This window comes from Terriglobales bacterium (assembly GCA_035764005.1).
Taxonomy (GTDB): domain Bacteria; phylum Acidobacteriota; class Terriglobia; order Terriglobales; family Acidobacteriaceae; genus Gp1-AA112.
Genome location: DASTZZ010000027.1, coordinates 21,535 through 44,496, shown reverse-complemented (window position 1 = coordinate 44,496; position 22,962 = coordinate 21,535). Strand labels below are relative to the sequence as shown.

At 55.5% G+C, this 22,962-nt stretch carries 22 protein-coding genes; 12 read left to right on the top strand and 10 right to left on the bottom strand.

The window, feature by feature from the left end; genetic code table 11:
• Positions 1-27: 27 nt before the first annotated feature.
• On the bottom strand, positions 28-1,050 hold the full coding sequence (locus VFU50_05045; protein ID HEU5232205.1) for a hypothetical protein: 1,023 nt from the start codon (positions 1,048-1,050) through the stop codon (positions 28-30).
• Between the two features lie 246 nt (positions 1,051-1,296).
• Here VFU50_05045 and VFU50_05040 point away from each other — a divergent pair, with 246 nt between their 5' ends.
• Together VFU50_05040 and VFU50_05035 are read left to right on the top strand one after the other, a co-directional pair.
• Positions 1,297-2,286, top strand: coding sequence for an aldo/keto reductase (locus VFU50_05040; GenBank protein HEU5232204.1), 990 nt, complete (start codon positions 1,297-1,299; stop codon positions 2,284-2,286).
• 24 nt (positions 2,287-2,310) lie between these two features.
• On the top strand, positions 2,311-2,955 hold the full coding sequence (locus VFU50_05035; protein ID HEU5232203.1) for an NADPH-dependent F420 reductase: 645 nt from the start codon (positions 2,311-2,313) through the stop codon (positions 2,953-2,955).
• Positions 2,956-3,204: 249 nt separating this feature from the next.
• Here the strand turns inward: VFU50_05035 and VFU50_05030 are convergent, their stop codons facing one another.
• Positions 3,205-3,552, bottom strand: a complete 348-nt coding sequence (locus VFU50_05030; GenBank protein HEU5232202.1) for a thiosulfate sulfurtransferase GlpE — start codon at positions 3,550-3,552, stop codon at positions 3,205-3,207.
• A gap of 234 nt (positions 3,553-3,786) precedes the next feature.
• On the opposite strand from VFU50_05030, the gene VFU50_05025 reads away from it, so the two are divergent.
• From VFU50_05025 to VFU50_04995, 7 genes are read left to right on the top strand one after another with little or no spacing between them, the layout of a single operon-like run.
• Positions 3,787-4,269: a hypothetical protein gene (locus VFU50_05025; GenBank protein HEU5232201.1), complete on the top strand. Its 483-nt coding sequence runs from the start codon at positions 3,787-3,789 to the stop codon at positions 4,267-4,269.
• A complete protein-coding gene (locus VFU50_05020) occupies positions 4,266-4,520 on the top strand; it encodes a monovalent cation/H+ antiporter complex subunit F (protein ID HEU5232200.1) in 255 nt (84 codons plus the stop codon). Before VFU50_05025 ends, VFU50_05020 begins: the two co-directional genes overlap by 4 nt.
• Positions 4,517-4,870: a monovalent cation/H(+) antiporter subunit G gene (locus VFU50_05015; protein HEU5232199.1), complete on the top strand. Its 354-nt coding sequence runs from the start codon at positions 4,517-4,519 to the stop codon at positions 4,868-4,870. The genes VFU50_05020 and VFU50_05015 overlap by 4 nt, the downstream gene beginning before the upstream one ends.
• Entirely contained in the window at positions 4,870-5,133 is a 264-nt protein-coding gene (locus VFU50_05010; GenBank protein ID HEU5232198.1) for a DUF4040 domain-containing protein, read from the top strand. Before VFU50_05015 ends, VFU50_05010 begins: the two co-directional genes overlap by 1 nt.
• Positions 5,130-5,888, top strand: coding sequence for an MnhB domain-containing protein (locus VFU50_05005; protein ID HEU5232197.1), 759 nt, complete (start codon positions 5,130-5,132; stop codon positions 5,886-5,888). The genes VFU50_05010 and VFU50_05005 overlap by 4 nt, the downstream gene beginning before the upstream one ends.
• A complete protein-coding gene (locus VFU50_05000) occupies positions 5,885-6,235 on the top strand; it encodes a cation:proton antiporter subunit C (GenBank protein ID HEU5232196.1) in 351 nt (116 codons plus the stop codon). Before VFU50_05005 ends, VFU50_05000 begins: the two co-directional genes overlap by 4 nt.
• Entirely contained in the window at positions 6,235-8,049 is a 1,815-nt protein-coding gene (locus VFU50_04995) for a proton-conducting transporter membrane subunit (GenBank protein HEU5232195.1), read from the top strand. Before VFU50_05000 ends, VFU50_04995 begins: the two co-directional genes overlap by 1 nt.
• A gap of 12 nt (positions 8,050-8,061) precedes the next feature.
• On the opposite strand, the gene VFU50_04990 is transcribed toward VFU50_04995, so the two are convergent.
• The 4 genes from VFU50_04990 to VFU50_04975 all read right to left on the bottom strand — a co-directional run bounded on the left by VFU50_04990 (position 8,062) and on the right by VFU50_04975 (position 15,560).
• On the bottom strand, positions 8,062-10,281 hold the full coding sequence (locus VFU50_04990) for a glycoside hydrolase family 2 TIM barrel-domain containing protein (GenBank protein ID HEU5232194.1): 2,220 nt from the start codon (positions 10,279-10,281) through the stop codon (positions 8,062-8,064).
• Positions 10,282-10,496: 215 nt separating this feature from the next.
• The gene (locus VFU50_04985) at positions 10,497-11,834 is read right to left on the bottom strand and encodes an MFS transporter (GenBank protein ID HEU5232193.1); all 1,338 of its coding nucleotides are present in this window, start codon (positions 11,832-11,834) and stop codon (positions 10,497-10,499) included.
• 125 nt (positions 11,835-11,959) lie between these two features.
• On the bottom strand, positions 11,960-13,732 hold the full coding sequence (locus VFU50_04980; protein HEU5232192.1) for a hypothetical protein: 1,773 nt from the start codon (positions 13,730-13,732) through the stop codon (positions 11,960-11,962).
• Between the two features lie 172 nt (positions 13,733-13,904).
• Positions 13,905-15,560, bottom strand: coding sequence for an ABC transporter substrate-binding protein (locus VFU50_04975; protein HEU5232191.1), 1,656 nt, complete (start codon positions 15,558-15,560; stop codon positions 13,905-13,907).
• A 560-nt stretch (positions 15,561-16,120) separates the two neighbouring features.
• On the opposite strand from VFU50_04975, the gene VFU50_04970 reads away from it, so the two are divergent.
• Positions 16,121-18,331, top strand: coding sequence for an MMPL family transporter (locus tag VFU50_04970; protein ID HEU5232190.1), 2,211 nt, complete (start codon positions 16,121-16,123; stop codon positions 18,329-18,331).
• A 5-nt stretch (positions 18,332-18,336) separates the two neighbouring features.
• Here the strand turns inward: VFU50_04970 and VFU50_04965 are convergent, their stop codons facing one another.
• Together VFU50_04965 and VFU50_04960 are read right to left on the bottom strand one after the other, a co-directional pair.
• The gene (locus VFU50_04965; GenBank protein HEU5232189.1) at positions 18,337-19,077 is read right to left on the bottom strand and encodes a PilZ domain-containing protein; all 741 of its coding nucleotides are present in this window, start codon (positions 19,075-19,077) and stop codon (positions 18,337-18,339) included.
• Between the two features lie 29 nt (positions 19,078-19,106).
• The gene (locus VFU50_04960; protein HEU5232188.1) at positions 19,107-19,454 is read right to left on the bottom strand and encodes a hypothetical protein; all 348 of its coding nucleotides are present in this window, start codon (positions 19,452-19,454) and stop codon (positions 19,107-19,109) included.
• Between the two features lie 396 nt (positions 19,455-19,850).
• Between VFU50_04960 and VFU50_04955 the strand changes: the two genes are divergently transcribed.
• Positions 19,851-20,252, top strand: a complete 402-nt coding sequence (locus VFU50_04955) for a hypothetical protein (protein HEU5232187.1) — start codon at positions 19,851-19,853, stop codon at positions 20,250-20,252.
• Between the two features lie 58 nt (positions 20,253-20,310).
• Positions 20,311-21,693: a sigma-54 dependent transcriptional regulator gene (locus VFU50_04950; GenBank protein ID HEU5232186.1), complete on the top strand. Its 1,383-nt coding sequence runs from the start codon at positions 20,311-20,313 to the stop codon at positions 21,691-21,693.
• A 531-nt stretch (positions 21,694-22,224) separates the two neighbouring features.
• On the opposite strand, the gene VFU50_04945 is transcribed toward VFU50_04950, so the two are convergent.
• Together VFU50_04945 and VFU50_04940 are read right to left on the bottom strand one after the other, a co-directional pair.
• Positions 22,225-22,404, bottom strand: coding sequence for a hypothetical protein (locus VFU50_04945; GenBank protein HEU5232185.1), 180 nt, complete (start codon positions 22,402-22,404; stop codon positions 22,225-22,227).
• A gap of 175 nt (positions 22,405-22,579) precedes the next feature.
• The gene (locus VFU50_04940) at positions 22,580-22,813 is read right to left on the bottom strand and encodes a hypothetical protein (protein ID HEU5232184.1); all 234 of its coding nucleotides are present in this window, start codon (positions 22,811-22,813) and stop codon (positions 22,580-22,582) included.
• Between the last annotated feature and the right edge of the window lie 149 nt (positions 22,814-22,962).

Genomic DNA, 22,962 nt, shown 5'->3' with positions numbered 1-22,962 from the left:
GAGGACGGTGGGTTGGCCAGTGGAGCCCTAGTACAAGAATCCAGTAGCCCCCCCGTCGTCGAACAGCAGTGCGCCATCCTGACTTCCCGAAGCCGGATTGAATTGCTCTTCGCTGCGGGAATCGGCTGCCAGCGACTTCTCGAGTTCAAGTGGACTGGAAATCAGCGTGGCGTCACGAGCCGGATTGAATCGGCCATTCGCTACATAGCCGACGGCAACACTGCTTGCGACAAATGGATGAAGCAAGAGCAAGGGCACAGCATATTTCTTTGAACGTACTACGGATTCGAGCACGCCGTGCACGGCTTCGCTGCGGGGCATGGCTCCCGGTACTTGAGGAATGATGAATTTTGATAGCTCGAGCTTTGCATGTCGCCGGCTGTAGCGCACCAATGTCTTCGCCATTTGCTTTGGCGTGCTGATGCCGACATCGGCGATCACGTTCCGATGCAGTGCCTTGGGGTAGTAGAAGTTAATAATGTTACGTGAGAAGTCCGCACAATTGTGAAACAGCAGGTTGAATTGGCTTCGATTCGGCCGCGAATTGAGTCGCTCGATGAGTTGAGCGTCCTTTCCGGCAGGAACTTCAATTTGTAAAACGTAGATGCGACGGATGAACGCCGCACCCACCAGTTCCTCCCAGTGCCCGCTCGGTACAGATCCATTGGGGGCGTCAGGGGCAAAGTCGCGCAGATGCGCCCGCCGGTACTCGTCACGCAGGCGCTCGACAGTTGCAGCATCGGCAGAAGCCGGTACCTGGTCCGGCTCCTCAACCGCATATAAATAAGGAATCAGCGGAATCGCAACCCAGTCATAGCCCGCGATGCCGTTATAACGGCTGATGACCACACCTGACTCCCCTGGCAGGCAGGCGCGAAGCTTCACAGGAGTTTCGGCGCAAATGTTCGAGAAATAAACGGCCGCATGGCCAGTGGGATTCATATGGCCGAAGGTGCCATATGGCTCCTCCACAAATAGCGCTACGCTGCCATACAGGCTGGATGTAAGCGCGAGAAACAGCAGAAATAGAAAAGGCTTTAGAAGTCGCATCTCAGGTGCCGGAATACACTTCTACTGCTAGTTCTAAATTGTTAGAACCCAAGCAGAATTCCAGAGTTGCTCGTTACATGGTGTGAATGCCTCCGGTGGACTTAGTGGACTGTGTGGACGCAGCAAATGGACGATTTGCGTGGATTTCAATCCACGAAGTCCACGCAGTCCACTTTGGCGGAGCTGTCGTTGGACGACGGTGTGCCCTCAATTGCAGTAGCATCGAGCGACTGCTAAGGAGAAGCAATGAAGAAACGCAAACTCGGCAAAAGCGGTTTGGAAGTATCGGAAATCGGGCTGGGCTGCATGGGATTGAGCTTTGGTCTCGGTCCGGCTGTGGACAAGCAGCAGGGAATTGCGCTCATTCGCGCAGCTGTAGAACGCGGTGTCACATTCTTTGACACGGCCGAAGTCTACGGCGCATACACGAATGAAGAGTTGGTTGGCGAGGCTCTCGCCCCATTTCGTAAGAACGTCGTCATTGCCACCAAATTTGGTTTCAAGATCGACGCCAATGGGAAGCAGGCTGGCCTGGATAGCCGCCCCGAACACATCAAAGAAGTCGCCGAGGCATCACTGAAGCGCTTGAAGACCGACGTGATCGACCTCCTTTATCAGCATCGGGTCGATCCGAATGTGCCAATTGAAGATGTCGCAGGCGCAGTGAAGGACTTGATCAAGCAAGGCAAGGTCCGGCATTTCGGGCTCTCCGAAGCAGGGGTGAAAACCATTCGTCGTGCACACGCGGTGCAACCGGTGGCTGCGCTGCAAAGCGAGTATTCGCTATGGTGGCGCGAGCCTGAAGCGGAGGTGATCCCGACCCTTGAAGAGCTCGGTATCGGCTTCGTTCCGTTCAGTCCGCTGGGTAAGGGATTCCTCACAGGCAAAATCAGCGAGGACACTAAATTCGACAAGAACGATTTTCGCAACATCGTGCCTCGCTTTACGACCGAGAACCGCAAGGCCAATCAGGCGCTCGTCGATGCAATCGACAGATTTGCTCGACAGAAGAAAGCGACGCCGGCTCAGATCGCACTGGCCTGGTTACTCGCTCAGAAGCCGTGGATGGTTCCCATTCCGGGCACGACCAAGCTGCACCGTCTCGAAGAGAATCTTGGAGCTGTGAACGTCGAGCTTTCACCCGACGATCTTCGCGAACTGGAGAGGGCCGCCGCCAAAATTCCGGTTCAAGGCGCTCGCTACCCAGAAGAGCTGCAGAAGATGGTCGGACGCTGACCAGCAGCTGGAAAGTAGAGCAGCATGAAAATCGGCATTCTCGGTTCAGGGCTAATGGGCGGCAAGTTGGGAACGATCTTCGCGCGAGCAGGGCACGAGGTTGTGTTCAGCTACGCGCGAACCGAAGGCAAACTCAAGAAACTGGCGCGCTCAGCCAAAGGCAATGCACGAGCAGGCACGCCAGAAGAGGCTGCGGAGAATGCTGACGCGCTGTTGCTTGCTGTGCACTGGTCACGCGTCGATGATGTGGCGAAGCAGGCAGGCGATCTTTCGAACAAGGTGATCGTCACCTGCTGCCTACCCATGGACGCCGACAACACGAAGCTAATCGTCGCAAATAATTCATCAGGGGCGGAGGAGCTTGCGAAAAAAGCTCCGAAGTCTCGCATTGTTTGCGCGTTCAACACTGTGCCGAGCGAGGTGCTGTTTGGCGTTTTCGAGTCCAAGCGCAAGAAAAATCGCCCCGGACTCGTGTACTGCGGCGACGACCAGCGTGCAAAAGAAGTCGCGGTGAAGTTGATCACTGATGTAGGTTTTGAGCCAGTGGATTGCGGGCAGCTCCGAATCGCGCGCTACACTGAGCCCTTTGCGCTGCTCGTGGCACAACTCGCATACGAAGGCGAGGGAGGACCAGAGTTAGCCTACCGGTTCGAGCGCTTCAAAAGCTGATCGGCTCTAACAGGCTGCGGAAAAATGCAAAACAGAACCGCCGGCGGTAGCCGGTGGGTCGGAGGTCGCCGAAAGGCGAACTCCGAATGCGACGATACTGCCAGCAATTGCGTAGATACGCAGCCGCAACGCACGCGGCTGCCCTCCGCCTACCGGCGCCGGTTCCGTTACCCTCGTCGCGCCCGCATTTTTCCGCAGCCTTGCTAAGTGGGCTTAAGCGTGAATCTGGGACTGACCTCGGAAACTCTTCTACGCCGCCTCCAGCTTTGACTCCACAGGAAGACCGGCATTGCGCCATGCATCGAAGCCGCCTTTAAGAGCCCAAACCTTCTGAAAGCCACGTTCGCGAAGCTTTTGCGCCAAACTGGCGCTTGAACCTTCGTTTGGTCAAGTGCAATACGCGACAATCGGTTTATTTTTGGGAATTTCGTAAAGGTGGCTTTCAAAATCATCGAGAGGAACGCGGCGCGCATTCGGAACCATTACGTCCGACTCTGCCCATGCCGTCGGGTTGCGAACGTCGAGGATTGTGGAGTCTTCTCCCGCTTTCATTCGTTTTCGCAGGTCATCGATGGAAATTCTTAGATCATCTGACATTCGCAAGACCCCCTGATTGGTTTGCCCGCAGGCTTCGCACGATCAGAGGGTGTGATGTGCGGCGTCATCTCCAAAGATGGCCCTGACCAACGTGACTGGCAGTTGCATTTTGGCGCGAAGCGGCGGTTCTGCGGCGACGTCCATTCATCGCGCTGCCAAGCTGCCTGCATACAACCGCGTCTCCTTGCGAGTTCTCTATATAGCTGGTGATGCTGTAACTAAGACTGTTCCACAATGACATTGTTGGTAAGCATAAGCGTGGTCACGTTCTATCTGTTCTGGATCGTTTTTTCCGGATCGTTTGCCACCCATGAACTCCTCATTGGCACCATCGGAGCCGTGCTCGCGACGGGTGGGATGGCGGTGATCAATCTCCAGTATCCCGCCAGATTTGGGCCCACCGCATCGAACTTGCTCGCGATCTGGCGGCTTCCGTGGTACGTGCTGAGCGGAACGTGGGAGATCGCTGTCGTTGCGGCGAAAGACTTGATCGGCATCAAACCGGCGAAGTCCCTTTTCCGAATTGCGCGTTTCGATGCCGGCGATAAAGACGATCCCCGGGCAAATGCGCGTCGAGTGCTTGCCGCTGGATACACGTGTGCGGCGCCGAATTTCATTGTCCTGGGCATAAACGCAAGCGATCAGACGCTCCTCTTTCATCAGATCGAGCGCAGCTCAGTTCCGAAGATGACGCAAGACTTAGGAGCTTTGCCATGAATGTCTGGGAGCTTGCAGCCCAAGTGATGATCTTCGTTCTGGTGCCTCTCACCTGGCTGGCGAGCAAAGGCGATCCGCGTCAGCGTCTGGTTTCGTTCTATATGGCGGGCGTTGTGATCACGCTACTGATGATGCTGCTGACACTGGCATTCAACCGCATGCCGATGATGGACCTCGCGATCACGCTGGCTTTGATGTCTTTCGGCGGCGGAATCGTCTTCGCGCGTTTCTTTGCGCGACATCTGCGATGAAGGCCATTCTGATCGACGTCTTTCTCGCTGCCGCAGTGCTGATCACGATCATCTCCGTTTTGGGAATGCTGCGGGTCCACGATCCCTATCAGCGCATGCACTACATCGCTCCCCCCGCTTCGCTGAGCTCATTGCTGATCTGCATTGCAATCTTTATTCAAAGAGGACTCAAGCCGGAATCGTTCAAAGCGCTCTTTGTCGTTCTGGTCCTGGTGAGCATGAACACCATTGTGACGCACGCGGCTGCACGCGCATTCCGCATTGCGGAAGTCCCAGATTGGGATCCTGCGGAGGGCGAAGAAGTCCCGATTCTCTCTTCTGACGAAAGAGTAGAAGAGGAGCAAGGCTGATGCGATTGCTGCAATGGGTCATCCTGTTGCTCGTAGCCGGAGTGGCTCCGGCAGTCGTGTTAAGCCGCGATCCGAAATCGCAGGTAGTGACCCTGAGCTTTTATGGCCTGATCTGCGCTCTGATGTTCTTCATATTTCAAGCTCCTGATGTGGCGCTGTCGCAGATCACGATTGGAGCTGTGATGTTGCCGCTGATGATTATGCTGGCGCTCACGAAGATGCGTCGTCAGAATCTCCGGCGTGAGCGCGAAGGGAAGAAATGAGTTCCCGAACGCGGACTGCTTTCTTTTTGTGTTCGGCTGCGGTGCTGGCGTTTGTCTTTGCCTGCGGAATTCGCGATCTTCCGCCTCTCGGCGATTATCGAGGACCCTACGGAAACGCTGTCACGCAGGTCGCGGTGTACGAGCGACATGCAACCGACGTAGTGAACGCCATCAACTATGACTATCGTGCATTCGACACCCTTGGAGAGGAATTCATCTTCTTCGCGTCAGTGCTGGGCGTACTGCTGCTCTTTCGTCCTGCGGGAGACGAGGACAAGAAGGGGAAGCGCGAGACAAAGTCGGAAGACACATTGCCAATCTCAGATACGCTGCGCGTGAGCATGCAGGCGATGGTCGGGATCATGATCGTCTTCGGCGTGTACATGGCGACTCACGGTCAGCTCACGCCAGGAGGCGGATTTCAGGGTGGAGTAATTTTGGCTTCTGCTCCGCTGGTTGTCTATTTGTCGGGCAATGTAAAAACCTTCGAAGCGATTGTTTCCAGTCCACTCGTGAAGCTCGCCGAGTGTGGCGGAGCCGCCGGCTATGCGGCTATCGGAACGGCCGCGCTTCTCTTCGGCGCTCATTTTCTAACCAACATTGTGCCTCTCGGAACTACAGGAGATTTGTTCTCGTCGGGCACGATTGCTGTGATTAGCGCCGTCGTCGGCTTAGAAATCGCCGGCGGTTTCGTGCTGTTGATGCAGAACTACTTGCGCGAAATCATCGAAGAACGCCTGCGGAAGGAGAAATGATGCTGGCTTACCTGCCGTATGCAGTTGCCGCATGGGTCTTCCTTTGGGGACTATATGGAATCGTCACGAGCAAGAACCTTGTGCACCAGGTCGTCTGCGTGGCAATTCTCCAGACCTCAACTTACGTTTTGCTGCTCGCGATTGGATACAAAGTGGGCGGCACCGCTCCCGTGTTTGCGGACATTCCCGTCGGCACGAGCGTAGTCGATCCGCTGGTACAAGCGTTGATGCTCACCGACATTGTGGTTGAAGCCGCAGTGATGGCGCTCCTGCTTTCAATGGTCGTCAAAGCCAATGAACTGGCGGGAACGGTTGATCCTGAGGAACTACGATTCCTGATGGGCTGATGACCACAGCACTGATCCCACTGCCGATTGCAATTCCGCTGATCGTAGCGGCGTTTCTGGCCTTCGCCGGCAAAGGCATTGGACGCCGCGCGTGTGACCTTCTCGCCATTGCGACCGCCGCAGCGAACTTGTGGATGACTGCGATCATTTTGCACGGCACCTGGTCGCAGCCACAGGTGTACTGGTTTGGGAATTGGTGGCCGCGCAGCGGAGGCGTCGCTCTCGGCATCAGCTTCGTGGTGGACACATTCGGCGCGGCGCTGGCTCTACTGGTCGCGGTGCTTACGCTTGCCGGCCTGATCTTCTCCTGGAAGATCTTTGAAGATACAGAAAATCATTTTCAACCGCTGATGTTGATCTTCATGGCCGCCATGTGCGGCTTCAGCTATACCGGCGACCTTTTCAATCTGTTTGTCTTCTTCGAGCTAATGAGCGTCTCCGCTTTCGCGCTCTGCGGACTCAAGACACTCGAACCGGCTCCGCTGCAAGGCGCATTCAATTTCGCCATCGTAAATACCGTCGGCGCATTCATGATCGTGATGGGCATCGGGATGCTTTATGCCCGTACCGGCGCGCTCAATTTTGCGCAGGTCGGACGATCGCTGGGCACGCATGCCGATGCGCTTGTGCTGCTCGCATTTCTGCTGATCGTTGTTGGGTATCTCGCCAAAGCGGCCATCGTTCCTTTTCATTTCTGGCTCGCCGACGCGCATGCTGTCGCGCCAAGTCCTGTGTGCGTGCTCTTCTCTGGAGTGATGGTGGAACTTGGAATCTACGCTGTGGCTCGGATTTACTGGACGATCTTCGCGGGAAGCCTCGCAGGACACGCGCATGAGCTGCGCATGATTTTCACAATCATGGCCTCGATCACCGCAGTTGTCGGTGCGGTGATGTGTTATGCCGAACACCACCTCAAACGGCTGCTAGCGTTTTCGACGATTGCCCATTCCGGACTCATGCTCGTCGGTGTCGGTTTGCTATCACCTGGCGCACTCGCGGGATTCGTTCTCTATGTGCTTTCCCATGGAGTGATCAAAGGTGGGCTGTTCCTATGCGCAGGGATCGTGCTGCATCGCTTTCAGAAGATCGGCGAAGACCATCTTCATGGATGTGGACGTGGCATGTGGTACACCGCCGCACTGTTCATCCTGGGAGCATGGGGCTTGGCAGGCGCGCCGCCATTTGCCACCTTGCTGGGGGAACATTTCGTTTCCCATTCTGCTGAAGCAGTGCATCTGCACTGGCTCGTCTACATCTTTATTTTTGCTGAGGTCCTCACCAGCGCTGCGGTCCTCCGAATGGCCTTCAGAATCTTTTTTGGATGGGGTCAGCCGGCGCCAAGCGACAAATCCTCTCAAATCGAAGAGAAGCCTGAAACGGAACAGAGTCATGAACGAACCCCTGCGGCAATGTTTTTGCCTGCCGCCGCGCTGATATTGCTTGGTATCGTCCTCACGTTTCTGCCGCAAATACAAAGCAGAGCCATCGACTCCGCGCACGGGTTCGCGAATCAGAACGCGTACGCGCAGAGCGTGCTCGAGAACGTGCAGATTACTTCAGCGCACAACGCTGAAACCGAGAATCTCTCATCGTCCATTGTTCATTCGGTGATTGCTTTGCTGCTTGCGGTCTTGCTAGCGCTGAGCACTGTCTTTCGGGATAAGCTCGGTCGCGCAGTGAACTTCACGCGCAGTCTTGAATTGGGAAGTTCATGGCTAAGACGAGCACATAGCGGGCATCCCGGAGACTACGTCGCGTGGATGTCCTTCGGGACAGCGATTGTCGGGCTTGCGTTCCTCTGGTGGCTGCACTAAGCAGTTCCGTACCTACTGCTTCTGAACCCTGATCTGGGCGCGCGCAGCTCCTAACGTCGAATGCGTCGCTTCTATTCGAATATCGCCGCGAGCGTTCGGAACGGTTCGAATCCAGACCGCTCCAACTCCGCCGCTGGCTTCGAGGGAGAATGGGTTATCACCAACAATGACTCCGGGACCAGTAATCTCAAACCTTACGCTTCCGCCGGCAAAGGCCCGCTCCGCTCCATATTTATCGACGACTCCGAAAGCCAGCCTGGTTGCATCGATGCCATCGCCAACCAGTTCAGGGTCGTCCGACTTTAGCCGAAAGCCATCCTGCGAGTGGTCAGAGGAGAATTTGCGCGAGAGCACCATCCGTCCCGCTACGAAGCCATCGATGCGCAGCTCAGGATTTCCAGCTCCGTCGATCTCGAGATCGGCGACAAACGGCGGGTATTTCAGATTGGGAAAGCCTTCCCGATCTGGATACAGAGTCGAGTGCGGTTTTCCGCCGATGGAAAGCTCCAGCCGATCACAATTAGAAAAGATTGCCGCGCGCTTTCCTGGCCCATGCGGAGTCTGCGGCCCAAAATCCCAGTAGAAGCTCGGTTGAATGACGGAACGGATCTTCGGATCGACCTGAGACAAATAAAACGAAGCTCCCAGTTTGGGAATGCGAAACACGTCTGCAACGCCGGGGCACTTCACCGTCTGGTAGGCATTCATAAGACTTCCATAGTCGAATGCACACCACGCAATCACTCCGCAGAAGCGACGGTTGGCCGCGGCTTTGTCGTGAGCTTGCGCGTGCCAGAGGGCTTGCTGCTGCTGCAAGTGCACGTCGCCGGCGCGGCGGTAACGATTGTCAAAACCCTTGCGACGCTCATAGTTGAATTGGCCCACAGCTTCCGCAAGGAAATAGGGAACTGCCTCTACCGGCTCTTCAATGCCGACAGTGCCGTCAGGAGCGGAATGGTAGTCGTCGAAGGCGAATACGTCCTCGTGCCAGCGTTCTTTCCAGTCTTTTCGCGACGAAGGCGTCATCGAGCCGGAAGCTGGCCGCGAATCGTCGAGGCTCTTTGCCGCACTGGTCGTGCGTCCATAGAGTTCGACGTCATTCGCCGACTCGTTCGCGCGCACTCCCCATATCACGATGGAAGGATGATTGCGATCGCGAACGATCATATCTTTCGTATCTCGGACCAACAGGTCCTTCCAAGTATCGTCGCCTATGTACTGCCAGCCGGGAACTTCTTCCCACACCATCAAGCCGAGTTCGTCGCAGCGATCGAGAAATGCTTCTGACTGGGGATAGTGCGAGCAGCGAACGATGTTGCAATTGAAATCTTTGCGCAGGATCTCCGCATCACGGCGCATAACTCGAGCCGGCATGGCAGCGCCGACGTATGGAAACAACTCATGCCGGTTTAAACCGAAGAGTTGCAGACGCCGTCCATTTAGGAAGAATCCATCGAGTTCGAAACGAGCATCGCGGAATCCAATCCGTACTCGATAATCGTGCGCTGGTTTGCCATCGATCCACAACGTGCAAACCACGTCATATAGCTGAGGAGAATCTATGTCCCACAGCGAGATGTTCCCAATGCGGGATAGAACCAGTTTTACCTCAGTTTGCCCAACCTTCTCTATGCTTACCTGCTTTCGCGTCCGCGAGAGCACCTGACCAGCACTGTTCCTCAATTCGATTTGTAGCTCAGCAGAAGCGAGGGCAGCTGCGTCGATCGAGCATGTGACGTCGATGGCTCGAGTCTCGTCGAGCACATGAACAGGCCTTGCAAACACATCGCGGATGAAAATTGCGGGAACCGCGTTTAAGCGCACCGAACCGTGAATGCCGCCCGGCTCCAGATAATCTATTGTCGATGGCCCGCCTGGCGATCCTTCGGGAGGCACATTGCTCCAACGGGAATCCACAACTACGTCGAGCACGTTGTCGGTCGGCGCCAGGAAATCTGTAATTTCATACTGGAACGGCAGGTAGCCTCCGAGGTGCGGCGGGAGTTTGTGATGATTGATCGAGGGCTCAGCGCCGGTCATCACTCGATCGAAATGCAGGAAGACGCGAAGCCCCGACAACTCCGCAGGGAGCTGGAAGCGTTTGCGATAAATCCAGAGATCTTCCCACTGTGCAGGATCCCAGTTTTGCCAAGACAGCGCGCTGACACAATGTGGAAGGCTGATGATTGAAGCAGAGTCATCGAGTTGCTTTGCGGAAGAATTGCCGCGCACCCTTCCACCGAAGATCCAGTCCCGATCTAATAAAAGCGTTCGCTGAGCCGCTCCGGCGATTGGCGGCTTTGTCGCTGCGCCGAAACCCTGCCAGTGCAAGATCGGATTGGCAGCGAGCGCTAAGCTGCCTAGCCCGCAGCTTCGAAGAAATTCCCTCCGCGAAGACCTTGAAATGTTCAATGGCTTTTATCCATAGCTGAAGGAGAGGCGCTCTTCTACACTGGCTTCAACGCTGCGCGACTGCGCTCCTTCAGCAACAGCACTGAAATGACTGAGACCATGCACGCGCCGGCGAGGTACACGGCCGGAGCCATGCTGCTTCCGGTCGCGCGAATGAGGGCGACCGCAATCATCGGCGCGGTGCCGCCGGCGATTCCGATACCAACGTTTAGCACGACAGCATGACCGCTCACGCGATATCCGCGAGGGAATTGCTCGGCGAGCATCGCCGGTGCTGTGCCCATGACGATTGCCAGCAGACAGGCGAGAAGGAGTTGCGCCGTCCACAAGCCTGCCGTGTTCCGATGTAAAACCAGATTGAATAACTCCCAGGCGACAAGTGCCTGCAGGAGGAACGCTCCCCATAACATGGTGCGCCGTCGAATCCAGAGATCTGAAACCCAGCCTGCCAGCGGTACCACAATGAGCGCGACGAATTGTCCTGCCGTGTTGATCCGCAGCGCACTTGCTTCCGGAATGTCGGCAAACTCACGGCCGAAAGTCGGCAGGAAAACCATGATCACATAATTGGAAACTCCGTAACCGCAGGTGAAGAGCGTGGCAACCAGCATGGTGCGCGGCACTTCCCGAAAAGCGCGTAGGGCTGGCCATTGTTGAGTGAGCTTCCCAAACTGGGAAGCCCGTGCAACCACTACGCCAATCGCATCAGCGCCTACTGTTCTAGCCTCGGTTGGCGCGGATGAAGACGCAGACCCAACTTCAGGCTGCTCTGGCGGCAAATGACGTCGCAGCCAATAGCCCGCAAACGCTAACGCGCCGCCGAAGAGAAACGGAATCCTCCATACCTGCGGAAACGAGGATGCATGCGTTTCCGCCAGCGCCGCTGCTGCAGCCGCGACCAGCATGCCGATTGTGGCGCCGATATTCGCCACACTGCCCGCGAGGCCCCGCCGCTGCGCGGGCGCAGTCTCGACCAGATACGTGACAGATCCTACGAACTCTCCGCCAACGGAGAATCCTTGAAATAGACGAATGCCGATCAACAGAACCGGCGCCCAAATGCCGATTGCGTGATATGAGGGCAGGACTCCTATCGCGACGGTTGCCACTCCCATTAAAGCCACGGAGAGGACCAGGACGAACTGACGTCCTTTGCGGTCGCCGACTCGCCCCAGTATCACCGCACCGATCGGTCGAATTGCAAAGCCAACGGCGAAGCCGCCATACACTCCGAGCAGCGCAGCAACCCGATCGTGGGAAGGGAAGAACAATGAGGCGAGCACCGGAGCCAGGAGTCCATACAAGCCGAAGTCGTACCACTCGACGATGTTGCCGATCGCGCCTGCAAGCATCACCCGGGTTCTCGGTGACATGGTCATTCCGGAAAATATGTGCGCGTCATTCTGGTCGGGAATGGTCGACTTCGATTACCTCGTATCGACAGCCAGCCAGTCCTCACTCAACTGGACTTTTCATAACCTGCATGGCAGCGTGCGCGTTAACGTCTTAGTGCCGCCGGTTCGGAGCCTAATTCGTTCTTTCCTGCCGGCGCGACCTGGTCCGCCGTTACAAAGATTGGCTCGATATCAGTGGGAATGTGCGTGAGGCCATCGAGCGCTCGCTTCACCTGCGGACGGATCACGCCGAGCGAATCCAGCATTTGCTTTGCACCGGAATAGTCGCCCACAGCTTCTATCGTTAGTAAATCGTGATCGAGATCACTCACTGACTGCTTGATCTTGCTGAAATCCACAGAAAACGTCCCGTCCGGATTGGCTTTGAATCCACCTTTATCCAACAGGTAATTGAATTGCACGGCCATTCCACGCGCGTGAGCTTCTTTGAGTCCGAAGCGCAGAGTGCGAAACGATGATGCCAAAAACGTCGTGTAGAGTTTGCGTTCTGCATCTTCGCCGTGCGGAACTGTGGGACTGCCGTGGTCCATGAGGAACTGCAACGCAAACAGACCGGTGACGTCAGCCTTTGCTTCTTCCACAGCGCTGTAAAGCTCTTTGAGTTCCTGCCGCGGATTCGTGCTGCGTCCATTCACAGTGATCTGGTGCGGGCCAAGGCCATGCGTCAGTTCATGCGCCAGGATGTGCGTGAAAAAGGAATCGAAATCAAGATATTGACGATCGGCAGGTGCGAGCACCTCGGCGGCGATGGGAGTTAGGATCGTGCGGAACTTGGCTTGCTGCACGTTCTTCAGCATGACGCGCTTGCTGCCTTTTTGCTGGATCACGCGATCGTCATTGGGAAGATTGTAGGCAGCGGTCTGCACGCCATGGCTGCCGTCTCCGGCGGAGAAGACCTGGTTCACCACCCGGATCGGCGAGGCCGCTCCCAATTTGGGATTACGATACCGCGCATCAATCGGCAGGTTGTTCTCAATTTCCTGCAGGTGCTCGGAGAAGGCTGCGAGCTTGGCCGATTCCTCCTCGTCGCGGATGTTTACGTAAGCTTCATAAGCAGCTTTGTATCCGAACAATTCGTCGTTGTAGGTTTCGTAGGGACCGATGGTGATATCGAGCGGCGCGTCAAGGTCCATCCAGGCGAGGTCGCTCTGGTAATAATCATTGGATAGAAACGCTTCCGCCCTAGTCGTAAGGAATTTCTTTAGCGTTTCGTTGTCAGTGAGTGCTGCGGCCTGCTTCAACAAGTCAGCAGCTTTCTGAAGATTGCTGCGATACTCGGTGCTATAAGGAACGATCGTCAGTTTGTGCTGCGTATCGCGACGGATCACAGTGAAAAATCCTTCGGCCTGCTCGCGCTGGGATTGAGGGAGCGTCTTCACCCAAGTTTCGAACTGTTCTTTGCTCATGTCGGCGGGATAGAAGTTCGCTCCCGGCAACTTCTTGGGCGGAACTCCAGGCAAGAAGGCAGAGTGTGCGTCGAGGTCAGACCACGGACTCTTGTTAATCCAGAAGTAATGCAGGCGTTCGCGGCCCAGCGGTGAAGAATCTTTCTCGAGCTTGGCCAATTCGGCGTGATTGCCCGACCAGAGCTGCGTAAGGAAGATGTCGTTGATAACCCGGCTGGCCTCAATCAGCTTTGCCAAAGCCTTTTTGTCGCCGTCGGAAAGCGCGTTTACGTCCACTTCGAGCGGAGTCGGAGCGAAGCGCGCGATCATTTGTTTGAGTTGTGCAGCATCGGGAAAACCATTCCTGCTCGCCTTAGCTGCTGGACTGATCTTCACACTGTTCTTTTCCTGTGCCTGCATTGCGATTCCCACCATGGTGACGCACAAAATAAGGAGGTTTTTCCACATCATTTGCGACGCTCCAGCGAAAGCCCAGATTATCTCGGGGGAGAGCACCCACTATCACACAGCGGTACCAGAGCCGAGCCTCCGTTCCTTCTCTCAGGTTCTCGGATCACTTTATAGCTGCCATATACAGGTTTATGGCAGCGCGATAGCGTTTGGCAGCATGCGGCAACGATACTCATCGAGCCTTGGCTCCAGCGTGAGGCTTGAAAAAGAGTTCCCCCATATCCCAGAGCGCATACGGTTCGAGCACACCGGGATTGAAGTTGCCGATATCGTCTCTGGCGCCGACAAGAACGTTCGGAGTCGCAAGGAAAATCAGAGGCAAATTATCCGCAATCAGTTGCTGTACGCTGTCGTAGAGTTGTTTGCGACGGCGATAGTCCACCGTGATCATTTGCTCATTCATCAGACGATCGATCTCCGCCTGCCAAGCCGTAGCCGGATGCGTCTCGTGCAGGTTCCAAACATGAGTCGGCCCATTCGATAGCCATACATTCATCGCCACATTCGGATCGGCGTCTCCTCCTCCGAGGCCCAGAATGCAAGCCTCGTAATTGTTGCTCTGGAACACGCGATCCACAACGGCGCGGAATTCCAGCGGTATCGGATGCACATTCATGCCGAGCTGCCCCAGATCATCGGCAATGATGGTTGCCATCTTTACACGCTGAGCATTGGATGAGCTGGTGATGATCGTAAACTCTACCGCTTTGCCTTCACGGTCGAGGAGTTTGCCTTCGCTGCTCCAGGAAAACCCTGCTGACTTCAGGAGGTCCCGCGAATGTCCAAGTGATCGGGCCGGGTGCGGCAGAGCTTCGTCTACCCATCTCTTATCGGAGGGAGTTTCATTGCCCCAAAGCGCAGCGCCATGTCCTTGATAGACGAGCCGCACGATGGCATCACGATCAATCGCCAAAGAAACCGCTTGCCGAAACTTCAAATCGCGAAACCATCTTTGTTCGCGCTGGATATCGGGCAGTTGGTCAGATGGAAGATCGTTTAGGTTGAAGACCAGGAAGTTGAATTCCAGACTGGGGCCAAGGTCCTCTACATGGTATCCGCGAGCTTGCTGGTCCTTCGCCAGAATTCTGAAGTTGTCAGTGCCAAATCGATTGATGATCTGACTTTCACCGGTTTGGAAGTGGATGACCTGCGCATCCTCTGTTCCTACGAATGAAAAAACAAGTTCATCGAGATAAGGCAAACGGTTCCGGTTGCGATCCATCTTCCAATAATAAGGATTGCGCTCCAACACGATGCGCTGGCCGGGGACGTACTGCTTGAAGCGAAATGGTCCTAGTCCCGCAATTTCTGTTGGTGCGGTATTGAGCGTCCAGGCTTCTGCAAACTTGCCCTGCTCATAAGCTTTCTCGAGAAGATGGCGCGGAAGAATTGCGAGACTGTCAAAAATTCGTTCCGCTGCAGCATAGGGCCGATCGAGATCGAAGCGAACAGTGTAGGAGTCGAGCTTTGTGACCGAGAGCGGCTTGCCGTTGATCACGAGCAGGTCGCGCTGAGGCGAGTGCACCTTCTCGTCGAGATAAACCTTGAACGTGAACAACACGTCATCGGCGTTAAAAGGCTGGCCGTCGGAGAACCTGACCCCATGCCGCAGCTTCAAAATGAACCTGCGCCCATCGGGAGAAATCTTCCACGAACTTGCCAGTGCTGGCTCTGTTTTTTGCGTGACCCGGTTGATATGAATTAAATCCGCCATCATTCGCCCGAGCACGTCGCGCGACGGCACATCGAACGCCATCACCGGATTGAGCGTCTTTGGTTCCGCGCGCTGCGCTACAACGAGGGTGCCACCTCGAACACCAGTTGACATCGACGCAGTCTGCACTTCCTCCCCTTTTTGAAGCGGTTGCGCAGAAGGAGAATCGGAAGCGCATAAAATGCCACTAACGACAAGCCACACTGTCGCGATCGCGAACGTGCCTTTGCCTTTTCTACACAGCAAGGGAGTGCACCTCTTCTGCAAGGAATTCAGGACTAAGAAATAACTGAATGACACTAACACCAGCACGACGATCGACGTAAACATCCACCAGTATGACGTGATCAAGCAAAAACTCTGCAGTTCCGCCTGAAGATTTCCCCAGCTAGCCAAGGGCTAAAGCTGCGCCCTAACGCGGTGTGGGCTCATGCCCGCTATCTTGCGTGTCGATGATCTTTCATTTTCTTCTTCAGCTCAGACTGCAAACAGCGCGGCACCGTGTTTCAAGCCATTCCAGAGTATCTCTCCTGTTAGAAGTCGTCCGCGGCAACTCAGGAAATGTACTCTTGTGCTCCCATCTTTCAAATGGCCAGAAGTAAGCCAACTTGAGTGCATCCAATTGAAAGGATTACGTATTCGGGAAGACGATTTCAGGTGGATCCGGTTTGGGAATGAAGAAGCCAATCCCAATTAGCTCCAAGCAGAATCGCGGACGCTTTGTGCCTTTAGCAGTCCCGATTCTTGTGTGCTTTGGTGTTACCGCGCTGGTGATGTTCATGTTTCTTCGCACAGTCGATCTAAAACCGAAGGTGGGCGAGAATTTCTTCTTCTCAAAAAACGATCCTCAAGTCCGCGCCGACAATGAGATATCCAGGACTTTTCCCGAAATGACCGAGATTGACTTGACGGTCAGCGGCGACATCGGGTCGCAGTGGTACGTGGACCGCATTCGGGAATTGTCGGATGCAATCGCGAAGGTGCCCGGAGTCACCGATGTCATATCACTGGGCCGGAAGCCGGTGCCGAAGGACCTCAAGGATGCGTTAAAGAGCCGTCTCTGGACGCACGTTCTCATTGGCAAGGATCACAAATCTACTGACGTGATCGCGACGGTAAAAGACAAAGTTGGCCCGCAAACAATCAACGATCTGCAGGCGCTCAAGAAGAGATTCGACCATCGCGGATTCCATGTGGTGATCTCGGGACTGCCCTATGTCACGGAATTGATTTCGCGCACCCTGGAAAGAGATCTGCGGACCTTCAGCCTGGCGGCAGTCGGCGTCTTCGCCGTGATCTTATTCGTGATCTTTCGTTCACCATGGGTTCTGTTGGGCGCGTTCAGCGCCTGTGCTAACTCGAGTGCTGCAACGCTCATCGTTACCCAGGCCATTCATATTCCGATCGGGCCAGTGACGGCGAATCTCTCGACCATGGTGTTTGTCATGACACTTTCACCCATGGTCTTTCTCACCTTTAACTGGAAACGAATTTGTGAGCAGCAGAAATCGACGGGACGGGCTGCCGTTTGGAGTGCAGTGAAGGAGACGGTTGCGCCATCTTTCTGGAGCGCAGTCTGCATGCTGCTGGGCTTCATCAGCCTTCTGTTGGTCTCATCAACACCGATGAAGCATCTCGGCACCGGCGGCGCGGTTGGCGCGGCGATGGCATTTGCCGCTGCATATGCGGTGTATCCATGGTTTCTGGCTCTGGCCTCCCCGCCGCACGCAAAGCTGCGCTGGACGGAGGCCTTCGCGTCGCGAGTGCGATCGTTCTTTTCCGAGCGCCACCGACTGGTTGCGATTGGAGTGATGGTCGTCGGCGCGGTTGCTGCGATTGGCGTATTCCGTCTGAATACCGATCCACCGTTGTTCGCGTATTTCAAAAAGGGAAGTGACATTCGGCAAGGACTCGAGGCTGTCGATCGCTCCGGTGGCAGCAGCCCGCTGAAACTCATGGTCGAAGAGAGGAGCGGCGCTGCGCTCGATAACACTGACGGTTATAACCACCTCTGGGATCTTCAGAACGCGCTGGAAAAAGATCCCGCCGTCGGCAAAGTCATGTCGCTGCCGGTCGTGCTCAGCGAAGTCAGGCGCCACTGGTACACGATGTTCTTAACTACAGGGAAGGAGATCAGCATCCTGGAGGACCCGAAACACGGAGCGGTCGCCCGCCAGTTTCTAACGGCTGATCACAAAAGGGCGCTGTTCCTCTTGCGAATGCGCGAGACGGTGCGAAGCGCGCCGCGCGCAGACGTCATCCATCGCGTAGAGAGGACGGCTGAACACGAAGGCTTTCGTGTGTTGTTGGTCGGTGGTGAGTACAGCCTGCTGAGTCAGATGGGCCGGCTCATCAACTCCAGCATCATCACTGGCGTGGGCATCTTGATCGGCATTTTCACCGTCATGGGCTATCTCTTCTCCCGATCGCTCCGGGTTGCCTTTGCGATGCTGCTCACGCTGCTGGTAATTCCCGTTGTGGTACGCGGATATATTGCCTTTTTGGGAATGCCTCTGGATTTCATCACTTCGTCCGCAGCCAATCTCGATTTGGGCATGGGCGTGGACGCAATGATCTATCTCACGATGTTCGCCAAGCGGGCGAGTACGGAGCGCAAGTCCTCGGGCCGCAACTCGTGGGGACCATGGTCACGGGCATGCTCGCATCTGTGGCGTCCGATTGGGACAAACCTGTTAGTGATCTGCTGCGGGTTTGGTATCTTCCTGCTGTCGAATTTTCCGCCCACTCAGCGATTTGGATTGTTTGTGATGTTCGGTTCCGCTACCGCAGCAACCGCCGCTCTGTTCATGTTTCCATGGCTCGCAAGCATCTCATTTGGCCGCAAGAAGTCCGATCTCGATCGGGAACGCTTACAAGCGGCTTAGGCAACTCAATGAGCCGCACGCACAAAACTCCATGCCACACTCTGCGGGATCACTGGATGCCACTGACGTAAGAACTCTGCATCCACCCATTCTGTCAGGTGCTCTCGGTCGCGAGAGCTCATATGCGTGAAGGTTAATCCCGCTTTACCGTTCGCCGCTGACCAAATTACCCGGCCTTCAAACTTGCACACCTCCAAACTGTGCGGAAGTGTGAGTTGAAGCTGCACAACCGCACCGGCAGGCAACGAAAGTTCGCATTCCAAGGCGATCCCAGTCTGGCTAATGTTCGTGGTTCGAGCTAGACACTTCCGGCCGGTGGCGTCAGAAAGAATCGCTTCGCAACGAAGATTGTGACGCGAGTAGCGGCGCCGTTCTTTCAACATCATTCCGTATGCGGCACGCAGAACGCGTGCAACTTCCATTTTTGTGAGCGGCTTTGTGATCACGAAATCAGCAGCACGACACGCGCGAATGCCGTCGCTCGTGCCCGGTACGATGGCAAAGCCAACCGCGCCCCGTCCTGACGACGAACGCCGCATACGTTCCAGCACCGACAATTCAGCATCCAGCTCCTGATCGACGAAGAAAGCGTCGATCTTTTGCTTCTGCAGAAGGCCAATCGCCGATTCACAATCGGGATGACATATTCCTGCAATCCCGAGTTCGCTAAGGCACGTTGAAATCGCACCAAGAACTGCCGTGTCGTACGAGACCACTACGGCCTGAAGTTCAGAAAAGTTATTCATAGCTCTATTTCTCTCGCTTCCGACGGATTTCATTTTGGAACAATCGTCAAAGTTTGCAGAATTGCCGGCTGCTGCCTTCCCCCGTGTTTGTTCTCGGCGGGAGAAAACGTACGAACGTCATAGCTTCCGTTCAACGCCGGTTTCGCGAACGTGAACGTAATCGAAGAATCCTCTCGCTTCGGCGCGGCCTCAGGACGCGCGTGAAGAACTGGGACTACAAACACCGTCAAATGCAGCGCAGCGGAGGCGCTTCGCGGCGTGCTCTGCGTGATGCGGTTTGCTTCGGCGCAACTCGCAACCGCGCACAAGCTCACAGTAATTGCACACAGCGCGAATGCTTTTGTCGCAATAACCGATTTGCTGATGGGGAAGTGCATTGCCGTTTTGTTAAACGCTTCCGAATATGCGATGCAACCCCGCTACCACGATGGTGGGATGTGAGCCCGCCCTTTGCTTTTCAAAGGTTTGTGCCAAAACAGGGTTGAATTTGACTAGATCGAGTGTCTGAATTTTGGAAGCGTGTTCAGAATTTGCACACTCGGCAATCTGGCAGTGCTACTTCAGTTACTGAGGGACACTGTCCTGGAGTCACCATCTGCTGCAGCATGTGAATCTCCCCACTAAAAAAACTTGGGCTTGGAGCATCCGTGTTGAGACTTTGCTGTGGAGTTAAGGCGAAAGTCTAAGGAGAAAGGCTCAATTGCGGTAATCATTTCTCTCATTTGTTTGCAATGGCCCATTAGTTGTAGATAGCCTCAGGAGGAGAAATTTTCATGGGGCGAGAAGCAACAAACGATGAGATCAACGAAATCCTGCCCTGGCTTGGACGTGATGCCACAGATCGCATTCAGTCGAAGGCAGGGCGCCTGATCCATTCCCTGCAGGCTCGCGCACTTTGTGACGCTCGCGCACTTGCAGCCGAGTTGACAAGGGATCTTGATCTGTTTGGCACGAGTGACACGCGATCGGCGATCTCGGCAGTCTGTGATCTGCTCCGGTCTGACGCCGTATTCAGTAATTGCGACCGGCTTTCGTATCTGCTGCTCGAACTCGAGCAAAAGCTCGGCGTGAGTGCTTCGTCGGCTTCCGAGGTCGAGATTTCGCACAAACCAGCCCAGAGCTTGCAGAGCGCGGCTGTCACGCATTTGCAGGTCCAGCGGGCTCACGAGGGCTGAATGCGTTCAACAATGGTACATTTACGTCTCCGAACTCGGCAGGCTCGAAAAGGTCTCAATGGTCCTTGTCTTTGAGTCGCAGGAACTCTTCACGGTGCTGGTGGTCGACGATGAGGAGCATGTCGTCGACGTCATGCCGGAAATCTTCGCGGACATGCCGGTCAAAATCCTTGTCGCCCAGGACGAGGAGGCCGGATGGGCTCTCTTCCGGCAACATCGCCCGCGTCTCGTCTTCCTGGATCTAAAGCTACGCGGCGCTAACGGAATGGAACTCCTCGCGCGCCTCGCCGCTTTCGATCAAGGTGTCGAAGTGATTCTTTTGTCGGGCGAATATTCGCCTTCGCTGGCTATCGAAGCGATTCAAAAAGGCGCTGCGGAATTCTTAGTCAAACCGGTGGATGTTTCCGAGCTTCGCGCCAGGGTGGCGCGCGCGCTCAAGGCCGCGGACAAAAAGCGGAAAACCGGCGAATTGGACGCCCAACTGCGAGCCTCGTTTAGTTTTCAGGGAATGGTCGGGCGAAGTCCGCGCATGCTCGACGTCTTTAACAAGGTCACTCGCATCGCGCCGCACTTCACCACGGTATTGCTCACGGGATCTTCGGGAACGGGCAAGGAACTGGTGGCCCGCGCCCTTCACGATCTTTCTCCGTTAAATCAGGGGCCCTTTATTGCGTGCAACTGTGCTGCACTTCCTGAGTCGCTCGCCGAAAGTCAGTTTTTCGGGTTTCGCAAAGGAACGTTCACCGGCGCCTTTCAAGACACACCGGGGCTGTTCGAACGCGCCGATCAGGGCACGATTTTTCTCGACGAAATCAGCGAGATGTCGGTGGCCATGCAGGCGAAGCTTCTGCGCGTGCTGCAGACTCACGAAGTTCAGCGCCTCGGATCGGGTGATGGGCGCAAACTGAACATTCGCGTTATCGCTGCCAGCAATCGCGACTTGACCGCCGAAGTAGCCGAAGGCCGCTTCCGTGAAGACTTGTTTTACCGTCTTTCTGCCGTCCAGTTGCGGCTTCCCGCACTCGCGGAAAGAAAAGAGGATTTGCCTCTGCTGGAGCGGCATTTTCTCGAGAAATACGCCAAGCAATACGGGCGGATCTTCACGGGCATAAGCCGCCGCGCGCAAGAGATGCTCGCCCGCTACGATTGGCCCGGCAATATTCGCGAACTCGAAAACGTGATCGCCGGAGCGTGCATCCTGAGTGAAGGTCCGGTGCTCGACCTGGAAGATTTTCCCGCAACCCTGATTGCTTCGCCTGTGAGCATAACCTGCTCAAAGTTCGTCTCACTGCGGGAACTGGAAAGGAAGTACGCGCGCGAAGTGTTGGAAGCTTTCGGGGGAAGCAAGCAGAAGGCTGCAGAGGTTCTCGGCATCAGCCGATCGACGCTTTACAACATACTCTCCGACGATCCCGCAGTGAGCACCAGCGAAGCGCGATAGGGGAAGCTTTGCAACCTAATTCCCGAACCAGGAAAATTTAGTTGTTAGCTTTCCCTTTTAGGATTAGAAGGTCAGAGCGCCAGATCGGCTAGTTGAAGATACCGGCTCTCCACAACAGGAGAGCCGTCGTGAATGACGATTGACGTGCGGTTCGGACGTTTTCGCAGCAGATTGTAATCGCTCTAAAGACCCAGTTCGCGGTCCTTGTCCGGACTCTCGATGGAGCGCTTCGCTCTTGCCCAGGCTCCTGGAACGTTCTTCTTCGGCATGGCGTGCACTTGGGGAAACAGCGGTTCTGAACAGCAGGAGTGTAACACAGGTGTGTCACTCTGCTGTTATATTTCGAGGCGTTGTTCCAGGCGGGGGTAGCCGAAAGCCCTGGCGCTCCTCGGAAGTCATTTCCCGATCGTGGGTGGAACGAAACACCTTCTCCATCGCGCGGATGACGATTCGAGAACGGCCGTTGGAGCCGTTTTTGTGTGAACGCTCCTCTTGCTTCTACCAGCTCTCCTCACTGGCTACTCCTTAAATTTATGGGCAGCACTCTCCAGAGCACGGCGGAATGCCGAGAAAGTTGCGATCCTCCTCCGTCATTTCCGTTCCGTGGGTCGTGCGGAAGACCAATTTCATGCGCTCGATCAGAGCTTCTGGAACGGCTCCCTGAGTCTTGATGTTCCCACACTTTTCCTGCGCGGCATGCGGTTCATGCATGATCGCGAATACCTCCTTGTTTCCAATCTGTGAGGGCCTTACTGATTGCGATGTCCGTTCAATAGTGCCCGGTTGGATGACAGGAAACTGCCGTTCCAGCTCCCCGATTCAGGAACCGCTCCTGCGCTTCAGTGTTTTATGTAGCCTCCCTGGTATCGGATCTCAGGCTGCGAGGTTACGCTGCGACTTTCAGCAACGCTCCCGATTTGAGCCCGTGTCTTTGATAGAGCCACTCTGCAACCCGCGTTTTCAGCATCAAGTGCATGAGCACATCTCCATCTGACAGCGTTCGCCATTTGCCGGCTTTGTCCTCGGTGATGCATCGAAACCGCAGCCTTCCTGCGTCGATGCGATAGTGATTGAGAATGCCGTCGTAGCCGCAAATGACGAGATGATCCCGGGCTTCCACGAGTGCCTCTCCTGCTCTGAACTTGTTCGTGTAAAAACTACGATGCGCCAAAGTCGGCCAAGTGTTCCCAAACCGGTCGAAAAAATCGAGCCTCTCTGGATTTGTTGGTCGCGCCGCGCTCGATTCGGGTTCGTCTTTCGTTTGGCCTA

Coding starts and splice junctions, on each gene's coding strand:
- VFU50_05015 (HEU5232199.1), top strand. CDS start 4,517: ATGAAGGCCATTCTGATCGACGTCTTTCTCGCTGCCGCAGTGCTGATC.
- VFU50_04975 (HEU5232191.1), bottom strand. CDS start 15,560: ATGTCAACTGGTGTTCGAGGTGGCACCCTCGTTGTAGCGCAGCGCGCG.
- VFU50_05045 (HEU5232205.1), bottom strand. CDS start 1,050: ATGCGACTTCTAAAGCCTTTTCTATTTCTGCTGTTTCTCGCGCTTACA.
- VFU50_04985 (HEU5232193.1), bottom strand. CDS start 11,834: ATGTCACCGAGAACCCGGGTGATGCTTGCAGGCGCGATCGGCAACATC.
- VFU50_04965 (HEU5232189.1), bottom strand. CDS start 19,077: ATGAATAACTTTTCTGAACTTCAGGCCGTAGTGGTCTCGTACGACACG.
- VFU50_05010 (HEU5232198.1), top strand. CDS start 4,870: ATGCGATTGCTGCAATGGGTCATCCTGTTGCTCGTAGCCGGAGTGGCT.
- VFU50_05040 (HEU5232204.1), top strand. CDS start 1,297: ATGAAGAAACGCAAACTCGGCAAAAGCGGTTTGGAAGTATCGGAAATC.
- VFU50_04955 (HEU5232187.1), top strand. CDS start 19,851: ATGGGGCGAGAAGCAACAAACGATGAGATCAACGAAATCCTGCCCTGG.
- VFU50_05020 (HEU5232200.1), top strand. CDS start 4,266: ATGAATGTCTGGGAGCTTGCAGCCCAAGTGATGATCTTCGTTCTGGTG.
- VFU50_04945 (HEU5232185.1), bottom strand. CDS start 22,404: ATGCATGAACCGCATGCCGCGCAGGAAAAGTGTGGGAACATCAAGACT.
- VFU50_05035 (HEU5232203.1), top strand. CDS start 2,311: ATGAAAATCGGCATTCTCGGTTCAGGGCTAATGGGCGGCAAGTTGGGA.
- VFU50_05000 (HEU5232196.1), top strand. CDS start 5,885: ATGATGCTGGCTTACCTGCCGTATGCAGTTGCCGCATGGGTCTTCCTT.
- VFU50_05005 (HEU5232197.1), top strand. CDS start 5,130: ATGAGTTCCCGAACGCGGACTGCTTTCTTTTTGTGTTCGGCTGCGGTG.
- VFU50_04970 (HEU5232190.1), top strand. CDS start 16,121: ATGAAGAAGCCAATCCCAATTAGCTCCAAGCAGAATCGCGGACGCTTT.
- VFU50_04960 (HEU5232188.1), bottom strand. CDS start 19,454: ATGCACTTCCCCATCAGCAAATCGGTTATTGCGACAAAAGCATTCGCG.
- VFU50_04995 (HEU5232195.1), top strand. CDS start 6,235: ATGACCACAGCACTGATCCCACTGCCGATTGCAATTCCGCTGATCGTA.
- VFU50_04980 (HEU5232192.1), bottom strand. CDS start 13,732: ATGATGTGGAAAAACCTCCTTATTTTGTGCGTCACCATGGTGGGAATC.
- VFU50_04950 (HEU5232186.1), top strand. CDS start 20,311: ATGGTCCTTGTCTTTGAGTCGCAGGAACTCTTCACGGTGCTGGTGGTC.
- VFU50_05025 (HEU5232201.1), top strand. CDS start 3,787: ATGACATTGTTGGTAAGCATAAGCGTGGTCACGTTCTATCTGTTCTGG.